At 62.6% G+C, this 19,501-nt stretch carries 17 protein-coding genes and 1 tRNA gene; 14 read left to right on the forward strand and 4 right to left on the reverse strand.

The genetic code is table 11. From position 1 onward, the window contains the following. Window positions 1-102 precede the first annotated feature (102 nt). Complete coding sequence (locus tag PSAL_RS04250) at window positions 103-630, forward strand: component of SufBCD complex (protein WP_231388610.1); 528 nt, start codon at window positions 103-105, stop codon at window positions 628-630. Further along, window positions 631-4,113, forward strand: coding sequence for a transcription-repair coupling factor (gene mfd, locus PSAL_RS04255; RefSeq protein ID WP_119840032.1), 3,483 nt, complete (start codon window positions 631-633; stop codon window positions 4,111-4,113). Between the two features lie 15 nt (window positions 4,114-4,128). On the opposite strand, the gene PSAL_RS04260 is transcribed toward mfd, so the two are convergent. The 4 genes from PSAL_RS04260 to PSAL_RS04275 all read right to left on the reverse strand — a co-directional run bounded on the left by PSAL_RS04260 (window position 4,129) and on the right by PSAL_RS04275 (window position 8,831). After that, on the reverse strand, window positions 4,129-5,007 hold the full coding sequence (locus PSAL_RS04260; protein ID WP_119840033.1) for a bifunctional helix-turn-helix transcriptional regulator/GNAT family N-acetyltransferase: 879 nt from the start codon (window positions 5,005-5,007) through the stop codon (window positions 4,129-4,131). A 53-nt stretch (window positions 5,008-5,060) separates the two neighbouring features. Next, on the reverse strand, window positions 5,061-6,737 hold the full coding sequence (locus PSAL_RS04265; RefSeq protein ID WP_119840034.1) for a tetratricopeptide repeat protein: 1,677 nt from the start codon (window positions 6,735-6,737) through the stop codon (window positions 5,061-5,063). Window positions 6,738-6,898: 161 nt separating this feature from the next. Continuing rightward, window positions 6,899-8,068, reverse strand: a complete 1,170-nt coding sequence (locus PSAL_RS04270) for an HD domain-containing protein (protein ID WP_119840035.1) — start codon at window positions 8,066-8,068, stop codon at window positions 6,899-6,901. Window positions 8,069-8,174: 106 nt separating this feature from the next. Continuing rightward, a complete protein-coding gene (locus PSAL_RS04275) occupies window positions 8,175-8,831 on the reverse strand; it encodes an alpha/beta hydrolase (protein WP_119840036.1) in 657 nt (218 codons plus the stop codon). 164 nt (window positions 8,832-8,995) lie between these two features. Here PSAL_RS04275 and iscR point away from each other — a divergent pair, with 164 nt between their 5' ends. From iscR to PSAL_RS04335, 12 genes are all read left to right on the forward strand, one after another. Further along, window positions 8,996-9,454 (forward strand): Fe-S cluster assembly transcriptional regulator IscR, encoded by a 459-nt coding sequence (gene iscR / locus PSAL_RS04280; protein WP_119840037.1) that lies wholly within the window; start codon window positions 8,996-8,998, stop codon window positions 9,452-9,454. A gap of 84 nt (window positions 9,455-9,538) precedes the next feature. Beyond that, on the forward strand, window positions 9,539-10,582 hold the full coding sequence (locus PSAL_RS04285) for a cysteine desulfurase family protein (RefSeq protein WP_119840038.1): 1,044 nt from the start codon (window positions 9,539-9,541) through the stop codon (window positions 10,580-10,582). Window positions 10,583-10,721: 139 nt separating this feature from the next. Continuing rightward, window positions 10,722-12,245 carry a Fe-S cluster assembly protein SufB gene (gene sufB, locus PSAL_RS04290; RefSeq protein WP_119840244.1) on the forward strand — a complete coding sequence of 508 codons (1,524 nt, stop codon included), beginning with the start codon at window positions 10,722-10,724 and terminating at the stop codon, window positions 12,243-12,245. Between the two features lie 36 nt (window positions 12,246-12,281). Beyond that, a complete protein-coding gene (locus PSAL_RS04295) occupies window positions 12,282-12,599 on the forward strand; it encodes a heavy metal-binding domain-containing protein (RefSeq protein ID WP_119840039.1) in 318 nt (105 codons plus the stop codon). Window positions 12,600-12,637: 38 nt separating this feature from the next. Beyond that, window positions 12,638-13,225: a hypothetical protein gene (locus PSAL_RS04300; RefSeq protein WP_231388611.1), complete on the forward strand. Its 588-nt coding sequence runs from the start codon at window positions 12,638-12,640 to the stop codon at window positions 13,223-13,225. A 59-nt stretch (window positions 13,226-13,284) separates the two neighbouring features. Further along, window positions 13,285-14,040, forward strand: coding sequence for a Fe-S cluster assembly ATPase SufC (gene sufC / locus PSAL_RS04305; RefSeq protein ID WP_119840041.1), 756 nt, complete (start codon window positions 13,285-13,287; stop codon window positions 14,038-14,040). Beyond that, window positions 14,040-15,356: a SufB/SufD family protein gene (locus tag PSAL_RS04310; RefSeq protein ID WP_119840042.1), complete on the forward strand. Its 1,317-nt coding sequence runs from the start codon at window positions 14,040-14,042 to the stop codon at window positions 15,354-15,356. The genes sufC and PSAL_RS04310 overlap by 1 nt, the downstream gene beginning before the upstream one ends. Further along, window positions 15,356-15,859 (forward strand): YIP1 family protein, encoded by a 504-nt coding sequence (locus PSAL_RS04315; protein WP_119840043.1) that lies wholly within the window; start codon window positions 15,356-15,358, stop codon window positions 15,857-15,859. Before PSAL_RS04310 ends, PSAL_RS04315 begins: the two co-directional genes overlap by 1 nt. Continuing rightward, window positions 15,856-16,422 (forward strand): YIP1 family protein, encoded by a 567-nt coding sequence (locus tag PSAL_RS04320; RefSeq protein ID WP_119840044.1) that lies wholly within the window; start codon window positions 15,856-15,858, stop codon window positions 16,420-16,422. The genes PSAL_RS04315 and PSAL_RS04320 overlap by 4 nt, the downstream gene beginning before the upstream one ends. A 55-nt stretch (window positions 16,423-16,477) precedes the next feature. After that, window positions 16,478-17,698: a cysteine desulfurase gene (locus PSAL_RS04325; protein WP_119840045.1), complete on the forward strand. Its 1,221-nt coding sequence runs from the start codon at window positions 16,478-16,480 to the stop codon at window positions 17,696-17,698. A gap of 250 nt (window positions 17,699-17,948) precedes the next feature. After that, window positions 17,949-18,962 carry a methyltransferase gene (locus PSAL_RS04330; RefSeq protein ID WP_119840046.1) on the forward strand — a complete coding sequence of 338 codons (1,014 nt, stop codon included), beginning with the start codon at window positions 17,949-17,951 and terminating at the stop codon, window positions 18,960-18,962. Window positions 18,963-19,077: 115 nt separating this feature from the next. Beyond that, window positions 19,078-19,154 (forward strand) — tRNA-Arg (locus PSAL_RS04335). Window positions 19,155-19,501: the final 347 nt, after the last annotated feature.

Consider the following 19,501-nt stretch of genomic DNA (forward strand, 5'->3'; position numbering starts at 1 on the left):
CCGTTACCCGTTTCGGGCCGGGGGTAGGCTTTTGCCCGCAGCGGCGCTATATCGCGGGAAAGCGCCGGCAAACCCGGCAAATTGCGGAAGGATTGCGCGGCCTTGTACCCGTGGGACTCGATACTCGAACTGCTCGATCTGCGCAGCTTTTCCAACCTCTGGTTCTGGATGGTGCTCGGGGGGCTCTGGATCGTGGTCAGCCATTGGGTTCTGGGTGTGCCCTATGGGCTGGTGCTGACCGCACAGCGCGACGGGGGCGAGGCCGAGGACGATCTGCGCGATCTGCTTGGCCTGCGCGTGAAGGCGCTGCTGCGCATGGGGGAGACCGCGGGCGTGCTTTCGGTCGGCATGATCAGTTTCTTCCTGACGATGCTGGCGCTTTTGGGCTTTGTTTATTGGGTGGAATTTGCGCAGGCTGTCTTCCTGTTGTTGCTGCCGCTGGTTCCGGTCCTGCTTCTCAGCCTGCGCACCGCGCGCAAACTGGCACATGAGCAGCCGGAGGCCGAAACAATCTACCTGCGTCTGCGCCGCCTGCGCACCGCCGTGCAGGCGATCGGCCTGATTGCGGTGCTGATCACGACAACCTGGGGCATGTATGTAAACGCCTCTCTCGGGGTGATGGGGCACTAGATGGCTGATATGACACATTTTCTGCTGGGCGGCGCGCCCGAAGGCTATGACGCGGCGCTGATCTTGGCCGAGGTGGCCAAATCCGGCGATCCCGTGCTGCACGTGGCGCGCGATGACAAGCGGATGGCGGCCATGGCCGATGCGCTGCGCTTTTTCGCGCCGCAGATGCCGGTGGTGATCTTTCCGGCCTGGGATTGCCTTCCCTATGACCGCGTGTCGCCCAATGCCGATATTTCCGCGGCCCGCATGGCGGCGCTGGCGGGGCTGACCCATGGGATGCCGTCGCAGTTCATCCTGCTGACGACGCTCAGCGCGGCCACGCAAAAGATCCCCGCCCGCACGGTGTTGCAACAGGCCGCATTCACCGCCCGCGTCGGTGATCGTATCGACGAAGCCGCGCTGCGTAACTTTCTGGTCCGCATGGGGTTTGTGCAGAACACCTCTGTCACCGAACCGGGCGACTATGCGCTGCGCGGCGGGATCATCGACATCTTTCCGCCCGGCGAAGGCGGCCCGGTGCGGCTCGACCTGTTTGGCGATGTGCTTGATGGGGTGCGCGGCTTTGACCCGGCCACGCAGCGTACCACCGACAAGCGCGACGGGGTCGAATTGTCGCCGGTCTCCGAGGTTATTCTGGACGAGCCCTCGATCACCCGTTTCCGGCAGAACTACCGGATCGAATTCGGCGCGGCAGGCACCGATGATCCGCTTTACGAAGCGGTAAGCGCCGGACGCAAGCATCAGGGCGTTGAACATTGGCTGCCTTTCTTTCACGATCGGCTGGAAACCCTGTTCGATTACTTGCCGCGCGCCACGATCACGCTGGATGATCAGGTCACCCCGGCACGACTGGCCCGGTGGGACACGATCGCGGATCAATACGAAACCCGCCGGATCGCGCTTGGCCAGAAGGGGCGGATGGACACGGTCTATAAACCCGTGCCACCGGCGCTGCTTTACCTCGACGATGCTGGCTGGGAGGCTCAGGTTGATGGCCGCCGGGTTTTGCAATTGTCGCCCATGGCGCAAAGCCCCGGACCCGGTGTCCTGGATGCCGGAGGCCGACCCGGGCGCAATTTTTCACCTGAACGTCAGCTTGAAAATGTAAATCTTTTCAAGTCATTGTCGGATCATATCAAGGTAAAGCTTCAAGATGGCCCGGTGGTCATTGCCTCCTATTCCGAAGGCGCGCGGGACCGTCTGGATGGCTTGATCGAGGACGAAGGGCTGACCGGTGCCGTCTCCCTGCGCGATGCAGGTGGGATCGGCAAGACCGGGCTCCACCTCGCGGTCTGGCCCCTTGAAGGCGGGTTCACCGGGCGCTGGCAAGATCGCCCCCTGACGGTGATTTCCGAACAGGATGTGCTGGGCGACCGGCTGATCCGTTCGGCACGGCGCAGGAAACGTGCCGAGAATTTCCTGACCGAAGCGCAAAGCCTGAGCGCCGGTGATCTGGTGGTCCATGTCGATCACGGAATCGGCAGATTTCACGGGATGGAGGTCATCACCGCCGCAGGGGCTGCACATGAATGCCTGCTTCTGGAATATGCAGAAAATGCAAGGCTTTACATCCCGGTCGAGAATATCGAACTGCTGTCGAGATATGGCCATGACGAAGGCATGCTCGACAAACTCGGCGGCGGTGCCTGGCAGGCCAAGAAGGCCCGGCTGAAGGAACGCATCCGCGAGATGGCCGACCGGTTGATCCGCGTCGCCGCCGAGCGTGCCCTGCGTCGCGCGCCGATGCTGGATGCGCCGGACGGGGAATGGGATGCCTTCCAGGCGCGTTTCCCCTATGAAGAGACCGACGATCAACTGCACGCCATCGAGGACGTGCTGACCGATCTCGGTTCCGGCCACCCGATGGATCGGCTGATCTGTGGCGATGTTGGGTTCGGCAAGACCGAGGTGGCCTTGCGGGCGGCTTTCGTGGCGGCCATGTCCGGGGTGCAGGTTGCGGTGATCGCGCCGACCACGCTTTTGGCGCGGCAGCACGCTCAGGGGTTTGCCGAGAGATTTAGGGGTTTTCCTATTCAGGTCAGCCCCTTGTCGCGCTTTGTTAATTCTGCGGATGCCGCGCGGACCCGCGCCGGGATCACTGATGGCACGGTTGATATCGCCGTCGGTACCCATGCGCTGCTGGCCAAGAACATTCGCTTCAAGAACCTCGGCTTGCTGATCATCGACGAAGAACAGCGCTTTGGCGTTTCTCACAAGGAGCGGCTGAAGCAGATGCGCACGGACGTCCATGTGCTGACCCTGACCGCTACGCCGATCCCGCGGACCCTTCAGCTAAGCCTGTCGGGCGTCCGCGACCTGTCCATCATCGGCACGCCCCCCGTCGACCGGCTGGCTGTGCGCACCTACGTCAGTGAATTCGACGCCGTGACGATCCGCGAAGCCCTGCTGCGTGAGCATTATCGCGGCGGTCAAAGCTTCTTCGTGGTGCCCCGTGTCAGCGATCTAGCGGAGATCGAGGATTTCCTCAAAAATCATGTGCCCGAGGTCACTTACGTCACCGCGCATGGGCAGATGGCGGCCGGGGAACTCGACAGCCGAATGAACGCCTTTTACGATGCGAAATACGATGTGCTGCTGGCCACGACCATCGTGGAAAGCGGCCTGGACATTCCGCGCGCCAATACGATGGTGATCCACCGCGCCGACATGTTCGGCCTTGCGCAGCTATATCAGATCCGGGGGCGCGTCGGTCGTGCCAAGACCCGTGCCTATGCTTTCCTGACCACGAAGCCGCGGGCGGTCCTGACCGATGCGGCGCAGAAACGGCTGCGGGTTCTCAGTTCTCTCGACACGCTCGGGGCCGGATTTACACTTGCATCCCAAGACCTTGATATCCGAGGTGCAGGGAACTTGCTGGGCGAGGAGCAGTCCGGCAACATGCGCGATGTGGGCTATGAGCTGTACCAATCGATGCTGGAAGAGGCGATTGCCAAGATCCGCTCGGGCGAGTTGGAAGGCCTGACCGAAAGTGACGACCAATGGGCGCCGCAGATCAACCTTGGTGTGCCGGTGCTGATCCCCGAAGACTATGTGCCGGACTTGGACCTGCGGCTTGGTCTCTACCGACGCCTGTCAGGTCTTTCGAAGAAGGTCGAACTGGAAGGATTTGCCGCGGAACTGATCGACCGCTTTGGTAAATTGCCGAAAGAGGTCAATACCTTGCTCCTGATAGTTCGTATCAAGGCGATGTGCAAACGCGCCGGAATCGCCAAGTTGGACGGAGGGCCCAAGGGGGCGACGATCCGCTTCCACAACGACAAGTTCGCCTCGCCCGAAGGTCTGGTTTCCTTCATCAGGGATCAGAACGGATCGGCCAAGGTAAGCGATAACAAGATCGTCGTCATGCGGGATTGGAAGTCCGAGGCGGACCGGATCAAGGGCAGCTTTTCCATCGCGCGCGACCTCGCCGAAAAAGTCGTTGCCAAGGAAAAGGCCAAGGCACAGTCAAAATCGAAACCCTGATCGACCGCACAGATCTCAGGTCAGGATTTTTTCAAAGAAATAATCGGGATAGGGGTCGTCGTTAAAGCGTTCAATCGCTGTCCAGCCGGTCCGCTGATACAGCGCAACCGCCTCTGGAAGCGCCGAGTTGGTATCGAGCCGCAATTTATCGTATCCAAGATCGCGTGCCGCGTCCTCGACAGCCGTCATCAGTCGACGTGCCAGGCCCAGACCCCGTGCCGCAGGGGCTACCCAAAGTCGCTTGACCTCGCCATAGCCCTTTTCGGTGCCCTTCAGGGCCACGCAGCCCAAGGGCGCGCCATCCGACGTGGCCAACAAAAAGATGCCGCGCGGCGGGCTCAGATCGCCAGCCTCCGGGTCGCGGCTCAGATGTTGATCATAGCCCTGTTCAAAGCGCGCCGCGAGTTCCGCGAAATAGCGTTGCAGGCAGGACAACGCATCCTTGTCGCCGGGGTCGGTTGGCAGGATGTCGATGCGATCCCGGTTCAGCGCATTGGCAACGATCTCCATCGCCTCAAGAACCCGGTCGGGGGTGCCGTGGCCGTCCAGCAGCGCCAAGGCATGGGTGTTCGACAATTGCTCATAGGCCTGGAATTCGGTTTTGCCCGCGTCGGTCAGGCGGGCCTTGCGGCGTCTTCCGTCGGTCTCCCCGGCTTCTGTGGTCAACAATCCTTCGTCTTCCAAGCCGCGCAGGGTTCGGCTTAACTGGCCTGAATCGAGGCCCAGATAATCCCGCAATTGCGCGACCTCACCATGGCCATGGCCAATCGCGTTCAAGACCCGCGCTGTCCCAAGCGGACGGCCAAGGCCCAGAAAGCTGTGGTCCAGCGCGCCAAGCGCCGTGGTGACGGCGCGGCTGAACCGACGGATGCGGGGGGTGGGATCATCACTCATCTACCTGACCTATGTCAGGTATGCGCTTCGGTCAAGGTGGTACCAGACCTGTGTCAGCTATTTCCGCAGCAGGTTACTTCCATGGCGGCTTGCGCGCAGAAACAGGAGGCTGCAACCGATACATCCGCTCGCGCCAAGGCGAGGCCGAGCCGCTGGCGGATGAGGGGAAGATCGGCGCATTCTGAAGTCTCCTTGGCATCAAGACAATCATGCAAGCCCTTGAGAGCCCATACGTTATCCGGGTGGATGGCAGCCCGCGGCAGGGCGCCGGCCAGACCAAGATCTTCTCGGAATACCTGTTCGGCCTCGTCGGTCCGGCCCTGTTCGAGGAGCAGCGCACCCAGGGCGTGGCGCGGCGGCTGCATCCATCCCCAAGGCTCGTCATAGGGCAGCGTATCGGCCAGATGAACCGCCTCACGCAGCGCCGAAAAGGCCGCCTCGTAGTCCGCTTGGCGATACAGGATCTCGCCACGCAACATCGCGCGGGCAATGTCCAGCAGGTCGATGACGCGGTTGTTTCCCAGCAGACGGCTTTCAGGGAAGGTCGCGAGGCAGTCAAGAAACTGCGCTTCGGCCAGCAAGGCTTCGGGGACCTCGCCAAGGGCGGCATGGGCAAGAGCGCGCCCGTAAAGCGTGAATGCAGTACGTGTCACGTAAAGCTGGCGATCATCCGGCAGATCCAAGGCGATCAGCTCCCGCCACCTGCCAAAACGGATCAGGATATGCGGCTCGAACGCCAGATAGCTCTCGAAGAAATCCGCCATTGGGGGGGAGGTGATCTGCAGTAGCCCCTCCGGTGTCGTATCGCTGATGCCCTTCAGTGCGTCCATGGCCGGAGCAATCTGGCCCAGGAACAGCGCCCCGAAAATGATGAAATGGTAATTGTGAAGCCTGTAGCCGGTGTAGAAATCTGCATCTTTCGACCGCGCCACCCACTTCAGATCGGCCTTCACCGCTTGCTGGTTCCAGACCACGGCGTCCTGATAGGCCCCGCAAAGCATGTCGATATGGGTCGGCATGTGCACAAGGTGCCCCGCATCGGGACAAAGCTGTCGCAGCGCGTCGCCGATGGGCAGCGCGGCTTCCGGTTCAGGCGACATTTCCATCAGATGGATGAACAGATGCAGCAAGCCCGGATGCTTCATCCCGTCCGGACGCGCCAGCGTCGCCTCCAGCACCGCGCGGCACTCCAGCGTATCGGCACCCTCGGCTGGCCGGCCGGTCGCAAGGTCCCACATCTGCCAGGGCGTGCGGTTCATCATTGCCTCGACGAAAAAGGTCGTGATTTCCGGACTGTCGGGATGGCGGGCATAGGCGCGCCGCATCGCTTCGGCAAAGGCCGTATCCCAGGGCGCCATGTCATCGGCCGGCGCGCGGTCTGGATAGCGCGCGGGCAGGGCACGGATCAGCGCAGCCTCGACGGGTGTTACATGGGCAACCAGCGCCAGGGCCGCCAGCATCGCGTCATATGCCTCGGACAGGCTGGTTTCGCGCACCGATTGGTCGCGCAGCGCCCAGGGAAAGTTGTAATTGGGCCCCGCCGCATAGGCGATCCCCCAATAGGCCATGGCGCACCCGGGATCAGCTTCGGTCGCGCGCCGAAAACAACGCAAGGCCTCTTCGTGGTGAAACCCGTAGGTCCAGACCAGTCCCCGGTCGAACCAGATCTGCGCCTCGTTCGAACGCGTGGTCACGGGAAAACTATGATTTCCCAGGTCGAAATAGGTCATCCCGTTCTCCTGCTGGCCGCGTGATCATGACCGAGGTAACATCCCCTGACCAGTCCCACCAAAACGCCCCTTGTCCAGGTGGGCTCCCCTGCATGTTTCCCTGTTTCAAATATCCCCGCCGGAGGCCCGCCCGCAGGGCGGAAAATATACGTCCGGTTGCACTAGATACCGGTCACTGCCCGGATGCGCGGGGCGATATGCTGCCACAGGAGCGGGACCGAGCGCCTGATCGTTGCGCCGACGCGGGCTTCTATCATGTCGAACCCTACGCCATTGCGCTTCCAGGACAGGCCTCCCGAGGCAAGGTTCTGGATGGGGGGCTGGAACCGGTCCAGAGCCTTTGCAAACCTTGCATCGGCGGTCTCTGCCGCCTCAAATTCATCCCAGAGCGCACGCAGTGCAGCACCCTCGGACGCTGGCAGGATCCCGAAGATCCTGTCCGCCGCCGCCAGTTCCGCCTGGGCGATCTCCTTCTGGCTGGCTTCGGTCTGGGCATAGATGGGGGCATCCCCGGCATCGATTTCCACCAGATCATGCAGCAACAGCATGCGGATCACCCGGAAAATCGACACATCAATCGGCGCGTGATCCGCCAGGGCCAACGCATATAGCGCCAGGTGCCAGCTGTGCTCCGCAGAATTTTCCTGCCGCGATCCGTCGCAAAGGGTCGTCGCCCGATCGATCCGCTTCAACTGGTCCGCCTCGGCCAGAAAGGCGCAGCGGGCCGTGATTGCCTCGGCCCCCAGCGTCAACCCGGACAGCAGGTGCTCATGTAACTCTGGCAGGGTCTCGGCCAAAAGGCGCGCGCGACCTTGCCGCAGGTTTTGCTGGCCCACGGCCACATGATCGGGGCGCAGCGGATTGGCGGCAAAGCTCTGCAAGACCGGCAGGGCGTAATCGACGCTCTTGGCCAGCCGTGCGGGGCGGCTCTGCCTGGCCTCGAATTCATCCCAGATCCCACGCAATTGCGCGCCCTGGGGGGCGGGCAGCAGCCCATAGATACGGTCGGCGGCCGACCGTTCGGCGCGCTCCAGCGCGACCGCATCATGGGGTTCGTTGATCGGTTGATCCCCGGCGTCGATCTCGACCAGGTCATGCAGGATCAGCATGGCGAGGATCCGGTCAAGCTCGTCGGGCGGCAGATCACCCAGCCAGACCAAGGCGGCAAGCGCAGCTTGCCAGCAATGTTCGGCCACGTTTTCCTGTCGCGACTGGTCTAGCAGGGTCGAGGCGCGGATGACGCCTTTCAGGCGATCGGCCTCGGTCAGGAAGGTGATCCGCGCCTCGAGGGCTGCCGGATCATCCACCGGCCATCGCGGTTCGGCGTCCATGGCGGTTCCTTCGCTTACAGATATGGGACAATCCCAGATCAGGGATCGCCGGGCGAAAACGGATGGCCGGTCCCGGCCCCCGTCCCGCCCGGCAGGGCCGGGCCGTTCAGCGCGACGATTCGGTCAGGCGGCGCTTCACATAGTCGGAAACGGACCCGATCATATGGGTCATCTGCGCCTCTTCCGAGAAGAAGTGCCCGGCGCCATCGACCTGCTCGTGCGTGATGGTAATGCCCTTCTGCTCCTGCAGCTTGGACACCAGGCCGGTGGTATCTTCCGGCGGCGCGACACGGTCGGCGGCCCCGTTGATGATCAGGCCGGAACTGGGGCAGGGCGCGAGGAAGCTGAAGTCGTACATGTTCGCCGGCGGGCTGACCGAGATGAATCCGGTGATCTCGGGGCGACGCATCAGCAACTGCATGCCGATCCAGGCCCCGAAGGAAAAGCCCGCAACCCAGCAATGCTTGGAGTTCGAGTTCATGGATTGCAGGTAATCCAGAGCAGAGGCTGCATCGGAAAGCTCGCCGATACCCTGATCGTATTCCCCCTGGCTGCGCCCGACACCGCGGAAATTGAACCGCAGCACGGTGAAGCCCATGTTGTAGAAGGCGTAATGAAGGTTGTAGACGACCTTGTTGTTCATCGTGCCGCCGAATTGCGGATGCGGATGCAGGACGATGGCGATCGGGGCGTCACGATCCTTCTGGGGGTGGTATCGACCTTCCAGACGACCTTCCGGTCCGGGAAAGATAACCTCGGGCATACAAGACCTGTCCTTACGTGGGGTGCTTATTCTTGACGAATTTGCTGGGGCACCTTAGAAATATTCTAAACGACCGAGCAAGGCCCGGTGCGGGCTTCAAAGCGAGATAGTCCGCGTTTGCCCAGAGGTCAATGAATTCAACCCGAACCGCAAGGAGTTCCAGGGTGAAACTGAGTACCAAGGGGCGTTATGCCATGGTTGCCCTGGCGGATATCGCGTTGCAGCCGGCAGATTCGCTGGTCGCGCTTGGCGACATTTCGCGCCGGCAGTCGATTTCGCTGCCCTACCTGGAACAACTCTTCGTCAAGCTGCGTCGCGCCGGCGTGGTCGTAAGCGTCCGGGGGCCGGGTGGCGGTTACAGGCTTGCCCGCGACCCGATGGAACTCCGGGTGGTCGATGTGCTGGCGGCGGTGGATGAAACCGTGAGCGCCATGCACAAGGGAGCCGGCGCCAGCGGCGGTCTTTCCGGGTCACGCGCGCAATCGGTCACCAACCGGCTCTGGGAAGGGCTGTCCGCACAGGTCTACGTGTTCCTGCACCAGACGACGCTGGGGGATGTGGTGCGAAATGAACTGGCCCCATGCCCTGCGGTGCCGAACCTGTTCGAAGTGGTGGACGAGTGACTTGATGCTGACCGCCGCAACATATCGTGACCGGGAAAGGGGGCACCACCCCCCCTTTGGGACTGCCTTGACGGAGGGGCGGGCATGATGCGCGCCTATCTTGACCACAATGCAACGACACCACTGCGCGCAGAAGCGCGGGAGGGGATGATCGCGGCCATGGACGTTGCCGGCAATCCGTCTTCGGTGCATGCCGAAGGTCGCGGAGCCAAGGCTCTGGTCGAAAAGGCGCGAGGTCAGATCGCGGCAGCGCTTGGCGCGGAGGGGGCCGATATCGTCTTCGTCTCCAGTGCGACAGAAGGTGCAGCGCTGGCTTTGGCGGGGCGCGGGCTTCATGGCGCTGATATCGAACATGATGCGGTGCTGGCCTGGGTCGATGCTGACCTCAAGGTGGATCAGGGCGGGCTTGTTGAGGTCTCCGATCCGCAGGCCAGCACGTTGCAGATCGCCAATAGCGAAACGGGCGTGGTTCAATCGCTTCCCGATGGGTTGGCTGTCAGCGATCTGACACAGGGCTTCGGCAAGCTGCCCCTTGCGTTCAACTGGCTCGGTAGCCAGATGGGTATCGTGTCGGCGCACAAGCTGGGCGGGCCGAAGGGCATCGGCGCGATCGTCATGCGGCGGGGTACAGAATTGCCTGCGCAATTGCGGGGCGGTGGTCAGGAAATGGGCCGTCGTGCCGGCACCGAGAATGTCATCGGCATCGCCGGCTTTGGTGCTGCGGCCGAGGCGGCGGCCAGGGATCTTGCGGCGGGTCTTTGGGAAGACGTTGCTGCGCGGCGGGATCGGATGGAAGCCATCCTGCTGGACGGCGAACCGGGGTTGGAGATCGCCGGGGCAGGCGCTAAACGCTTGCCGAACACCTCCTGCCTGGTGACGCCCGGCTGGAAAGGGGAAACCCAGGTGATGCAGATGGACCTTGCCGGTTTCGCGGTCAGCGCCGGGTCGGCCTGTTCCAGCGGCAAGTTGCGCGCCAGCAATGTGCTGCGCGCAATGGGATATGACGAGGCCGCCGCAGCCGGAGCGTTGCGGGTCAGCCTTGGTCCGTTGACGACGGATGACGAGACAGAGCGTTTTGCCATGAAATGGCTCGCGCAGAGACGGAAACATCAGGCCCGCGCGGCATGATCAGCGACAGACAGGACGTGACGTAATGACACGGATGGATATACCGGCCGTCGGGCCGGAGGCAGAGACTTCCGCGGCTGACGCCCGGAAGCAGGATGCCACTGATCAGCCCGCAGTTGCGCCGGAAGGGAACAACGACATGAAAGCCGACCTCAACGCCGAAGTAAAAGAGGGTGTCGACCAGGATACGGTGGACGCGGTTCGCCACCTTGGCACTTACAAATACGGTTGGGAAACCGAGATCGAGATGGACTATGCGCCGCTCGGCCTGAGCGAGGACATCGTCCGCCTGATTTCGGACAAGAACGGCGAGCCCGAGTGGATGCTGGAATGGCGTTTGCAGGCCTATCGCCGCTGGCTGGAAAAGGAAGAGCCCAACTGGGCCATGGTCGACTACCCCGCGATCGATTTCCAGAGCCAGTACTACTATGCCCGCCCCAAGAGCATGGAAGAAAAGCCCAAATCCCTCGACGAGGTCGACCCCAAGCTGCTTGCCACCTATGAAAAGCTCGGCATTCCGCTGAAGGAACAGATGCTGCTGGCCGGCGTCCAGCCCGAAGATGGCGAAGAACCCAAGGCCGACCGCAAGGTCGCCGTGGATGCGGTTTTCGACTCCGTCTCCGTCGGCACGACCTTCCAGAAGGAGCTGCGCGAAGCCGGCGTGATCTTCTGCTCGATCTCCGAGGCAATCCGCGAGCATCCCGAGCTGGTCAAGAAGTACCTCGGTTCGGTGGTTCCGGTCAGCGACAACTTCTATGCCACGCTCAACAGCGCCGTGTTCAGCGACGGCTCTTTCGTCTACGTGCCGCCGGGCGTGCGCTGCCCGATGGAGCTGTCGACCTATTTCCGCATCAACGCGGAGAACACGGGCCAGTTCGAACGCACGCTGATCATTGCGGACAAGGGCAGCTATGTCAGCTACCTCGAAGGCTGCACCGCGCCGCAACGCGACGTTGCCCAGCTGCACGCGGCCGTGGTCGAGATCATCCTCGAGGAAGACGCCGAGGTGAAGTATTCCACCGTTCAGAACTGGTTCCCCGGTGACGAGAACGGCAAGGGCGGGATCTACAACTTCGTGACCAAGCGGGCCGATTGCCGCGGCGATCGCTCCAAGGTGATGTGGACCCAGGTCGAAACCGGCTCGGCCGTGACCTGGAAATACCCGTCCTGCATCCTGCGCGGCGACGACAGCCAGGGCGAGTTCTATTCCATCGCCATCGCCAACAACTACCAGCAGGCCGATACCGGCACCAAGATGGTTCACCTGGGCAAGAACACCAAATCGCGCATCGTCTCCAAGGGGATCAGTGCGGGCAAGGCCCAGAACACCTATCGCGGTCTGGTGTCCATGCACCCGAAGGCCAAGAACAGCCGCAATTACACCCAGTGCGACAGCTTGCTGATCGGCTCGGGCTGCGGCGCGCATACGGTGCCTTATATCGAGGTCAAGAACAATTCGAGCCGTGCGGAGCACGAGGCGACGACGTCGAAGGTGGATGACAACCAGCTGTTCTATTGCCGCTCGCGCGGGATGGACGAAGAGGCCGCCGTTGCACTGGTCGTGAACGGGTTCTGCAAGGACGTGCTTCAGGCGCTGCCGATGGAATTCGCCATGGAAGCACAGCAGCTTGTCGCGATCTCGCTGGAAGGGTCGGTGGGCTGAGGCCCCGCAAGGGCACGTGTCCAAAGGAGATCTGACGTGATTGTAACAACGACAAACGGCGTCGACGGGCGCCGCATCAGCGATTATCGCGGCATTGTCGTGGGCGAAGCGATCATGGGCGCCAACGTGGTGCGTGATTTCTTCGCCTCGATCACCGATGTGATCGGTGGCCGGTCGGGCGCCTATGAAAGCAAGCTACAGGATGCCCGCAACGTGGCCATGGCCGAGTTGGAACAGCGCGCCGCGGCGCTTGGGGCGACGGCCGTGGTGGGCGTGGATATCGACTACGAAGTCGTGGGTGACAGCATGCTGATGGTTTCGGTCTCGGGGACCGCGGTGGTGCTGGGCGAATGACCTTGCCGGTGTCCGATACCGTGCCTTTGACAGGGACTTTGACCGGGCCAGGGCCGGAGCTTGTCTTCCCGCCGCAGGAAGCCGAGGCCGTGCGCCTGGCCTATGCGGAAGCGGAGGCGATCCTGGAATATGGCGCAGGCGGGTCGACCATGCTTGCCGTGGCAGCGGGTACGCCGATCGTTTCCGTGGAAAGCGATGCGGGTTGGGTCTACCAGATGCGCGGCTGGATCCGCGACAGCGCTCCCACGGTCCTGGCCGAGGTGATCCATGCCGATATCGGGCCGACCGGCGACTGGGGCTATCCGCGCGATGCCTCGGGCTGGAAAGATTACGCGGCCTATCCGCTGAAGGTCTGGGACCGTCTGGGTCAGGATCTGCCGCTGCCCGACGTGGTGCTGGTCGATGGGCGCTTCCGCACCGGCTGTGCCCTGGCCACCGCCTTTCGCAGCCCGCGTCCCGTGACGCTGCTGTTCGATGATTACAAGGACCGGCCCCGCTACCACGAGATCGAAGGATTTCTGGGTGCGCCGACGCTTATCGGTCGGCTGGCGGTCTTTGACGTGACGCCGATGGCGATCCCCGCGGATCGTCTTCTCGACATTCAATTGATGCTGACACACCCCTGAAAACAGGGATCGGCCGACCGGGGCACGGCCCCGCGTGCGGCTAGAAGAAGGAAATGAAAATGCTGGAAATCAAGAACCTGCACGTCGAACTTGAAGAAGAAGACAAGAAGATCCTGAAGGGCGTGGATCTGACCATTGAAGCGGGCAAGGTGCATGCGATCATGGGCCCCAACGGGTCGGGCAAGTCGACGCTGAGCTACGTGCTGTCCGGCAAGTCGGGCTATACAGTCACGGATGGCTCGGCCAATCTCCTGGGAGAAGACCTGCTGGACATGGACCCCGAGGCACGCGCCGCCGCCGGTCTGTTCCTGGCCTTCCAGTACCCGGTCGAGATCCCCGGTGTGGGCAACATGACCTTCCTGCGCACGGCCGTGAACGCACAGCGCAAGGCGCGTGGCGAAGACGAACTGAGCGCGGCCGAATTCCTGAAATCCGTGCGCGAGAAGGCCAAGAGCCTCAAGATCGACGCCGACATGCTGAAGCGCCCGGTCAACGTGGGCTTCTCCGGCGGTGAGAAGAAGCGCAACGAGATCCTGCAGATGGCGATGCTGGAACCCAAGATGTGCATCCTCGACGAGACCGACTCGGGCCTTGATGTCGACGCGATGAAGCTGGTCAGCGACGGCGTCAACGCGCTGCGCGACGCAGGCCGGTCCTTCCTGGTCATCACCCACTACCAGCGCCTTCTGGACCACATCAAACCGGATGTCGTGCACATCATGGCCGATGGCCGCATCGTGAAGACCGGCGGCCCGGAACTGGCGCTGGAAGTCGAAAACAACGGCTATGCGGATATCCTTGCGGAGGTGCTTTGATGGCTGCCCAGACCAATGCACAAAAGGCGCGCGAGCGCCTGGCCGAACAGAAATCCGTCGCGACCGAAGCCCGGCTTGCGGCCCTTGCTCCGCGCCCGAGCGCGGGGTGGAGCGATCCTGCCCGCGCCGATGCGCTGGCCCGGCTGCGCGCCGAAGGCCTGCCGCATCCGCGTGACGAATACTGGAAATACACCCGCCCCGAAAGCCTGACCGCAGCGAAACCGCCCAAGGCCGCGCTGTTCGCCACGGAAGAGCCGCAGATGTTTTCCGACCTCGACCGGCTGAAGCTGGTCTTCGTCGATGGTGTCTTTGATGCCGGGGAAAGCGATGATCTGGCGCTGGAAGGCATCAGCATCGAACGCATGGCCGAGGTCGGCAGCGATATCCACTGGGCCAAGGGGCTCTACGGCAAACTCGAAGCTGCCGGTCAGGATCCCGTGGCGCGCCCGTTGGCGGCGCTGAACACCTATGCCGCGACCGACGGTCTGTTGATCCGGGTGACCCGCACGCCCAGCAAGCCGCTGTCGGTGGTCTATCATCACCGCTCCGAAACCTCGGACGCGATGTTGCATCACGTGATCAAGCTGGAACCGGGGACCGAGCTGACCCTGTTGGAAAACGGCCCTGCCGCCGCGCGTTTCAACAAGGTGATGGAAGTGGACGTCGGTGACGGCGCGAAATTCCATCATGTCCGCGCCCAGGGCCGGGATCACGAACGCCGTGCCGTGACCCATATCTTTGGCCGGCTGGGGCGCGAAAGCCTGTTCAAGACCTTCACCCTGACCGCCAATGGCGTTCTGACCCGCAACGAAGTCGTGCTGGAACTGCTTGGCGACGATGCGATTGCCCATGTCGCCGGTGCCTCGCTCGGGGATGGGGACTTCCTGCACGACGACACGGTCTTCGTGACGCATGTCGCGGAAAATTGCGAAAGCCGCCAGGTCTTCAAGAAGGTGCTGCGCAACGGGGCGCAGGGGGTCTTCCAGGGCAAGATCCTGGTCAAGGAAGGCGCGCAGCGGACCGATGGGTATCAGCTGAGCCAATCGCTTTTGCTGGATGGTGACAGCCAGTTCCTGGCCAAGCCCGAGCTTGAGATCTATGCCGATGATGTGGCCTGTTCGCATGGCTCCACTTCTGGCGCGATCGACGAAGAGGCGCTGTTCTATCTGCGCGCGCGCGGTGTCAGCCATGCGCAATCGGTGAACCTTCTGACGCTGGCCTTCCTGGCACAGGCGCTGGAAGAGATCGAATCCGAGGCCCTGCGCGAGATCCTGCTGGAGCGTCTGACCGCCTGGCTGGACCGACGTCAAAACTGATGTCGCTGGTGCTGAACATCGCTGCGACCTATCGCAGCCCGCGCCGGGTCGTGGCCCGGATCCTGGCCGATGGCCCGCGCGAAGATCGTGCGCTGGCCATGGTCATGGGCGGCTGTGTGGCGATGTTTCTGGCGCAATGGCCGCGGCTGGCGCGCGAAGCCTTCGAAACCGGGGCCGAGCTTCAGATGCTGATGGGGGGCGCGCTTCTGGGCGTGGTCTTCATCCTGCCGCTGGCGCTTTATGTGCTGGCCGGGTTGTCGCATCTGGTGGCGCGGCTCGTGGGCGGGCAGGGTGCGCCCTTTGGCGCGCGCGTCGCGCTGTTCTGGGCGTTGGTGGCGGCGACGCCGCTGCTGCTCCTGCATGGATTGGTGGCGGGGCTGATCGGCCCCGGCGCCGCGCTGAGCCTGGTCGGACTGGTCTGGCTGGGAGTTTTCCTGTGGTTCTGGATCGCCGGAATGATCGAAGCGGAACGCAACTTCACTGACCGGAGCCTTGCTGCATGACCTCCTATAGCTGGCGCGCGCTTGCCCGGCAAAGCATTCTGGACCCGCGCGCCGCGGCTCCGATTCTGACCGGGCGGCCGCTGCCGCGCGGTGTCCTGCCGCTGGCGCTGGCGCTGGTGGCGACGCTGAACGGGATCTTCTTCGGCCTCGTGCTGCCGGCGGATCTTTATCCCGGCGGGCTGGCCTCTCCGATCCCGCTGGCCATCATGGTGGGGGGGCTGGTGTGGACCAGCGCCGCGATCCTGGCCTTTGTCGGCCAGTTGTTCGGCGGACAGGGGCGGACCGAGGACCTGCTGCGGATCGGGATCTGGATGCAGTTCCTGCGCCTTGGCGCACAGATCCTGCTCACCTTTGCCGAACTATTGCTGCCGGGGCTGGCCTGGATGCTGGCCGTGGTGGCCTGGATCTGGGGGCTTTACATGACCATCTGCTTTACTGCCGCGGCGCATCGTTTCGATACCTTGCTGAAGGCGGCGGCCGTGCTGGGCGTGACCTTCTTTACCGCCGTGCTGGCGCTGTCGGTGGTGCTGGCGGTATTTGGCCTTGCGCCGGTCGCGGTCTGATCGCGGCCCTATCTGACTATTTCCGAGCCTGCCGAATTCTGAACCGGAGAAACCCATGTTCGACGTCAATGCCATAAGGGCCGATTTTCCGATCCTGTCCCGTCAGGTGAACGGTGTGCCGCTGGTCTATCTGGACAATGGCGCCTCGGCGCAGAAACCCCGGGCGGTGATCGACGCGGTGACCCGCGCCTATGCCGAAGAATATGCCAACGTTCATCGGGGACTGCATTTCCTGTCGAATCTGGCAACCGACAAGTATGAAGGCGTGCGCCCCATCGTGCAGCGGTTCCTGAACGCGGGCTCGGAAGACGAGATCGTGTTCAATTCCGGCACCACCGAGGGCATCAACATGGTGGCCTATAGCTGGGCCATGCCCCGGTTGCAGCCGGGGGACGAGATCCTGCTGTCGGTGATGGAGCATCATGCCAATATCGTGCCCTGGCATTTCCTGCGCGAGCGTCACGGTGTGGTGCTGAAGTGGGTCGATGTCGAAGCGGACGGCAGCCTTGATCCTGAAAAGGTCATTGCCGCCATGGGGCCGAAGACCAGGCTGGTCGCCGTGACCCATATGTCCAACGTGCTTGGGACCGTGGTCGATGTGGCCGCGATCTGTGCCGCGGCGCGGGAGCGCGGCATTGCCTCGCTCGTCGACGGGTCGCAGGCCGCGGTGCATTTGCCGGTCGATGTTCAGGCCATCGGCAGCGATTTCTACGCGATCACGGGGCACAAGCTCTATGGTCCCAGCGGATCGGGCGCGATCCATATCCGCAAGGAACGGTTGGACGAGATGCAGCCCTTCCTGGGGGGCGGTGACATGATCCGCGAAGTCAGCCGGGAGGCGGTGACCTATGCCGATGCGCCGATGAAGTTCGAGGCCGGGACCCCCGGCATCGTCCAGACCATCGGGCTGGGCGTGGCGCTGGACTACATGATGGGGATCGGTATGGAGAACATCCATGCCCATGAGACTGCGCTGACCGCCTATGCAACGCAGAAGCTGCACGGTCTGAACTGGCTCAACATCCAAGGCAACGCGCCGGGCAAGGGCGGGATATTCTCCTTCACGATGGAGGGGGCGGCCCATGCGCATGACATTTCGACCATCCTCGACAAGAAGGGGGTCGCGGTGCGTGCCGGGCATCATTGTGCGGGCCCGCTGATGGAGAGCCTCGGGATCACGGCGAGTTGCCGGGCGAGCTTTGCCATGTACAACACCGAGGCCGAGGTCGACAAACTGATCGAGGCGTTGGAACTGGCGCATGATCTTTTTGCCTGAGCGGCGGGGCCAGGTCGCTGCATGAAATATCGCGCCGGGGCGCGATGCCTTCGGCGAGGATATTTGGGACAGGGAAACGGGCAGGGGCACGAGATTGCCATCGGCCCGGGCGATCAGGGGCCTTTTCCGGCGGGAGAGGCCCTTCTGTTGTGCAGAGGCGACATAAATGATGTCGTTTTCGGGCCGGGAGGTTTTCATCTGACAGGGGGCCGTTAGGCTTGGGTCAGTGAAACAATCCTAGGAGACCCTCATGGCCCTGCTGACCGAAGCCGACGAAATTTCGCAAATTGCTTTCGGATTCATGGGGTCGAAGGCGCTTTTTGCCGCCCTTGAACTTAAGGTTTTTTCGCTTTTGGCCGAGGCGCCGATGAGCGCCGCGGAGTTGTCGGTCAAAGCGGGCATTCACGAGGATCGTGCAATGACCTTGCTGACCGCGCTGGCCGGGCTCGGGCTGGTGTCGGTCAAGGAAGGTGTCTTTGCGAATGCGCCCGCTTCCGAAGCATTTCTGGTTGCCGGGGCAAAGTATGATTTCGGCGACTATATCCGTTTGCAGGTGGGAAAGCAGATGTATCCGCTGCTCGACCAGATCGAGGGGGCGCTGAAGGGCGAGATGGGCGAAGGGGCGACGGAATCCTATGCCGACTGGTTTTCGGATCCCGAAGAGGCGCGGCTTTATTCCGAAAGCCAACATGCGGGATCGCTTGGTCCGGCGCGTCAGCTGGCAAGGGTGCTCGATCTGAGCGGCGGCAAGAAGTTGCTGGATGTGGGCGGTGGCACGGCGGCTTTCGATATCACGCTGTGTCAGAAGTTCCCGGATCTGACGGCCACGGTGCTGGAATTTCCCAACGTGGCGGCCCTTGGGCGCAGCTATGTGGAGGATGCCGGGCTGAGCGAGCGGATCACCTACCTTGACGGGAACGCCCTGGAGGCCGAGTGGCCGATGGGTCAGGATATCGTTTTGATGTCCTATCTGTTTTCCGGCGTGCCGGGCGAAACCCATGACGGGTTGATTGCCAAGGCGATGGAGGTGTTGAACCCCGGTGGCATCATTTTGGTGCATGATTTCATTGTCGAGGCGGACCGGACCGGCCCGTCGCTGGCCGCACTTTGGCAGTTGCAGCATACGGCCTTTACCCCCGAGGCGCGATCGCTGGATGCCGGCTGGCTGACCGGGGCCCTGACGCAGGCCGGGTTCGAGGGCAGCGGAATCCGGGTCATGATCCCCGAGATGACAATGCTGGCGCAGGGTCGGAAACCGGGCTGAGCCACCCGCGGCCCGGGAATTTTCGAACGGGCGTTCAAGGCGCAAAATTTTTTGTGCGGGGCGGGACTAGGCTCTTGCCCTCCGAGGGTCCCGGCGTCATAAGCGGGGTCCAGCGGCACCCATAGCTCAGCTGGATAGAGCGCTGCCCTCCGAAGGCAGAGGCCATAGGTTCGAATCCTATTGGGTGCACCATTTTCCAAAATCGGCGTTCCAGTGCCTTTGCTTCTCGGGCGGATCTTACAGATAGTTGGATTTGCGTCTGAAGGTTGGAGCTTTTCCGGGCCCGATATGATGCTTTTGAGATCCGCGCTCTTCGAATAATTCTGCGCTTCTGCTTCGGTCTCATGCTGCAGAATTGCAATGCGGTGGTCTGTGCAAGATTCGTTCTTCGGGAACCAGTCAGGCTATGTCTCTATCTGGGGTCGTATTGTCGTGCTGTCAGATTATCGAGCGAGCCGCCCTGAAGTCTACGGCCAACAAGCCCGCGCATGTCCCTGAGCGAGGCGCAGGTTTGGTGCATTGGTCCACCTGCAACACGC

This window comes from Pseudooceanicola algae, assembly GCF_003590145.2.
Lineage (GTDB): Bacteria > Pseudomonadota > Alphaproteobacteria > Rhodobacterales > Rhodobacteraceae > Pseudooceanicola > Pseudooceanicola algae.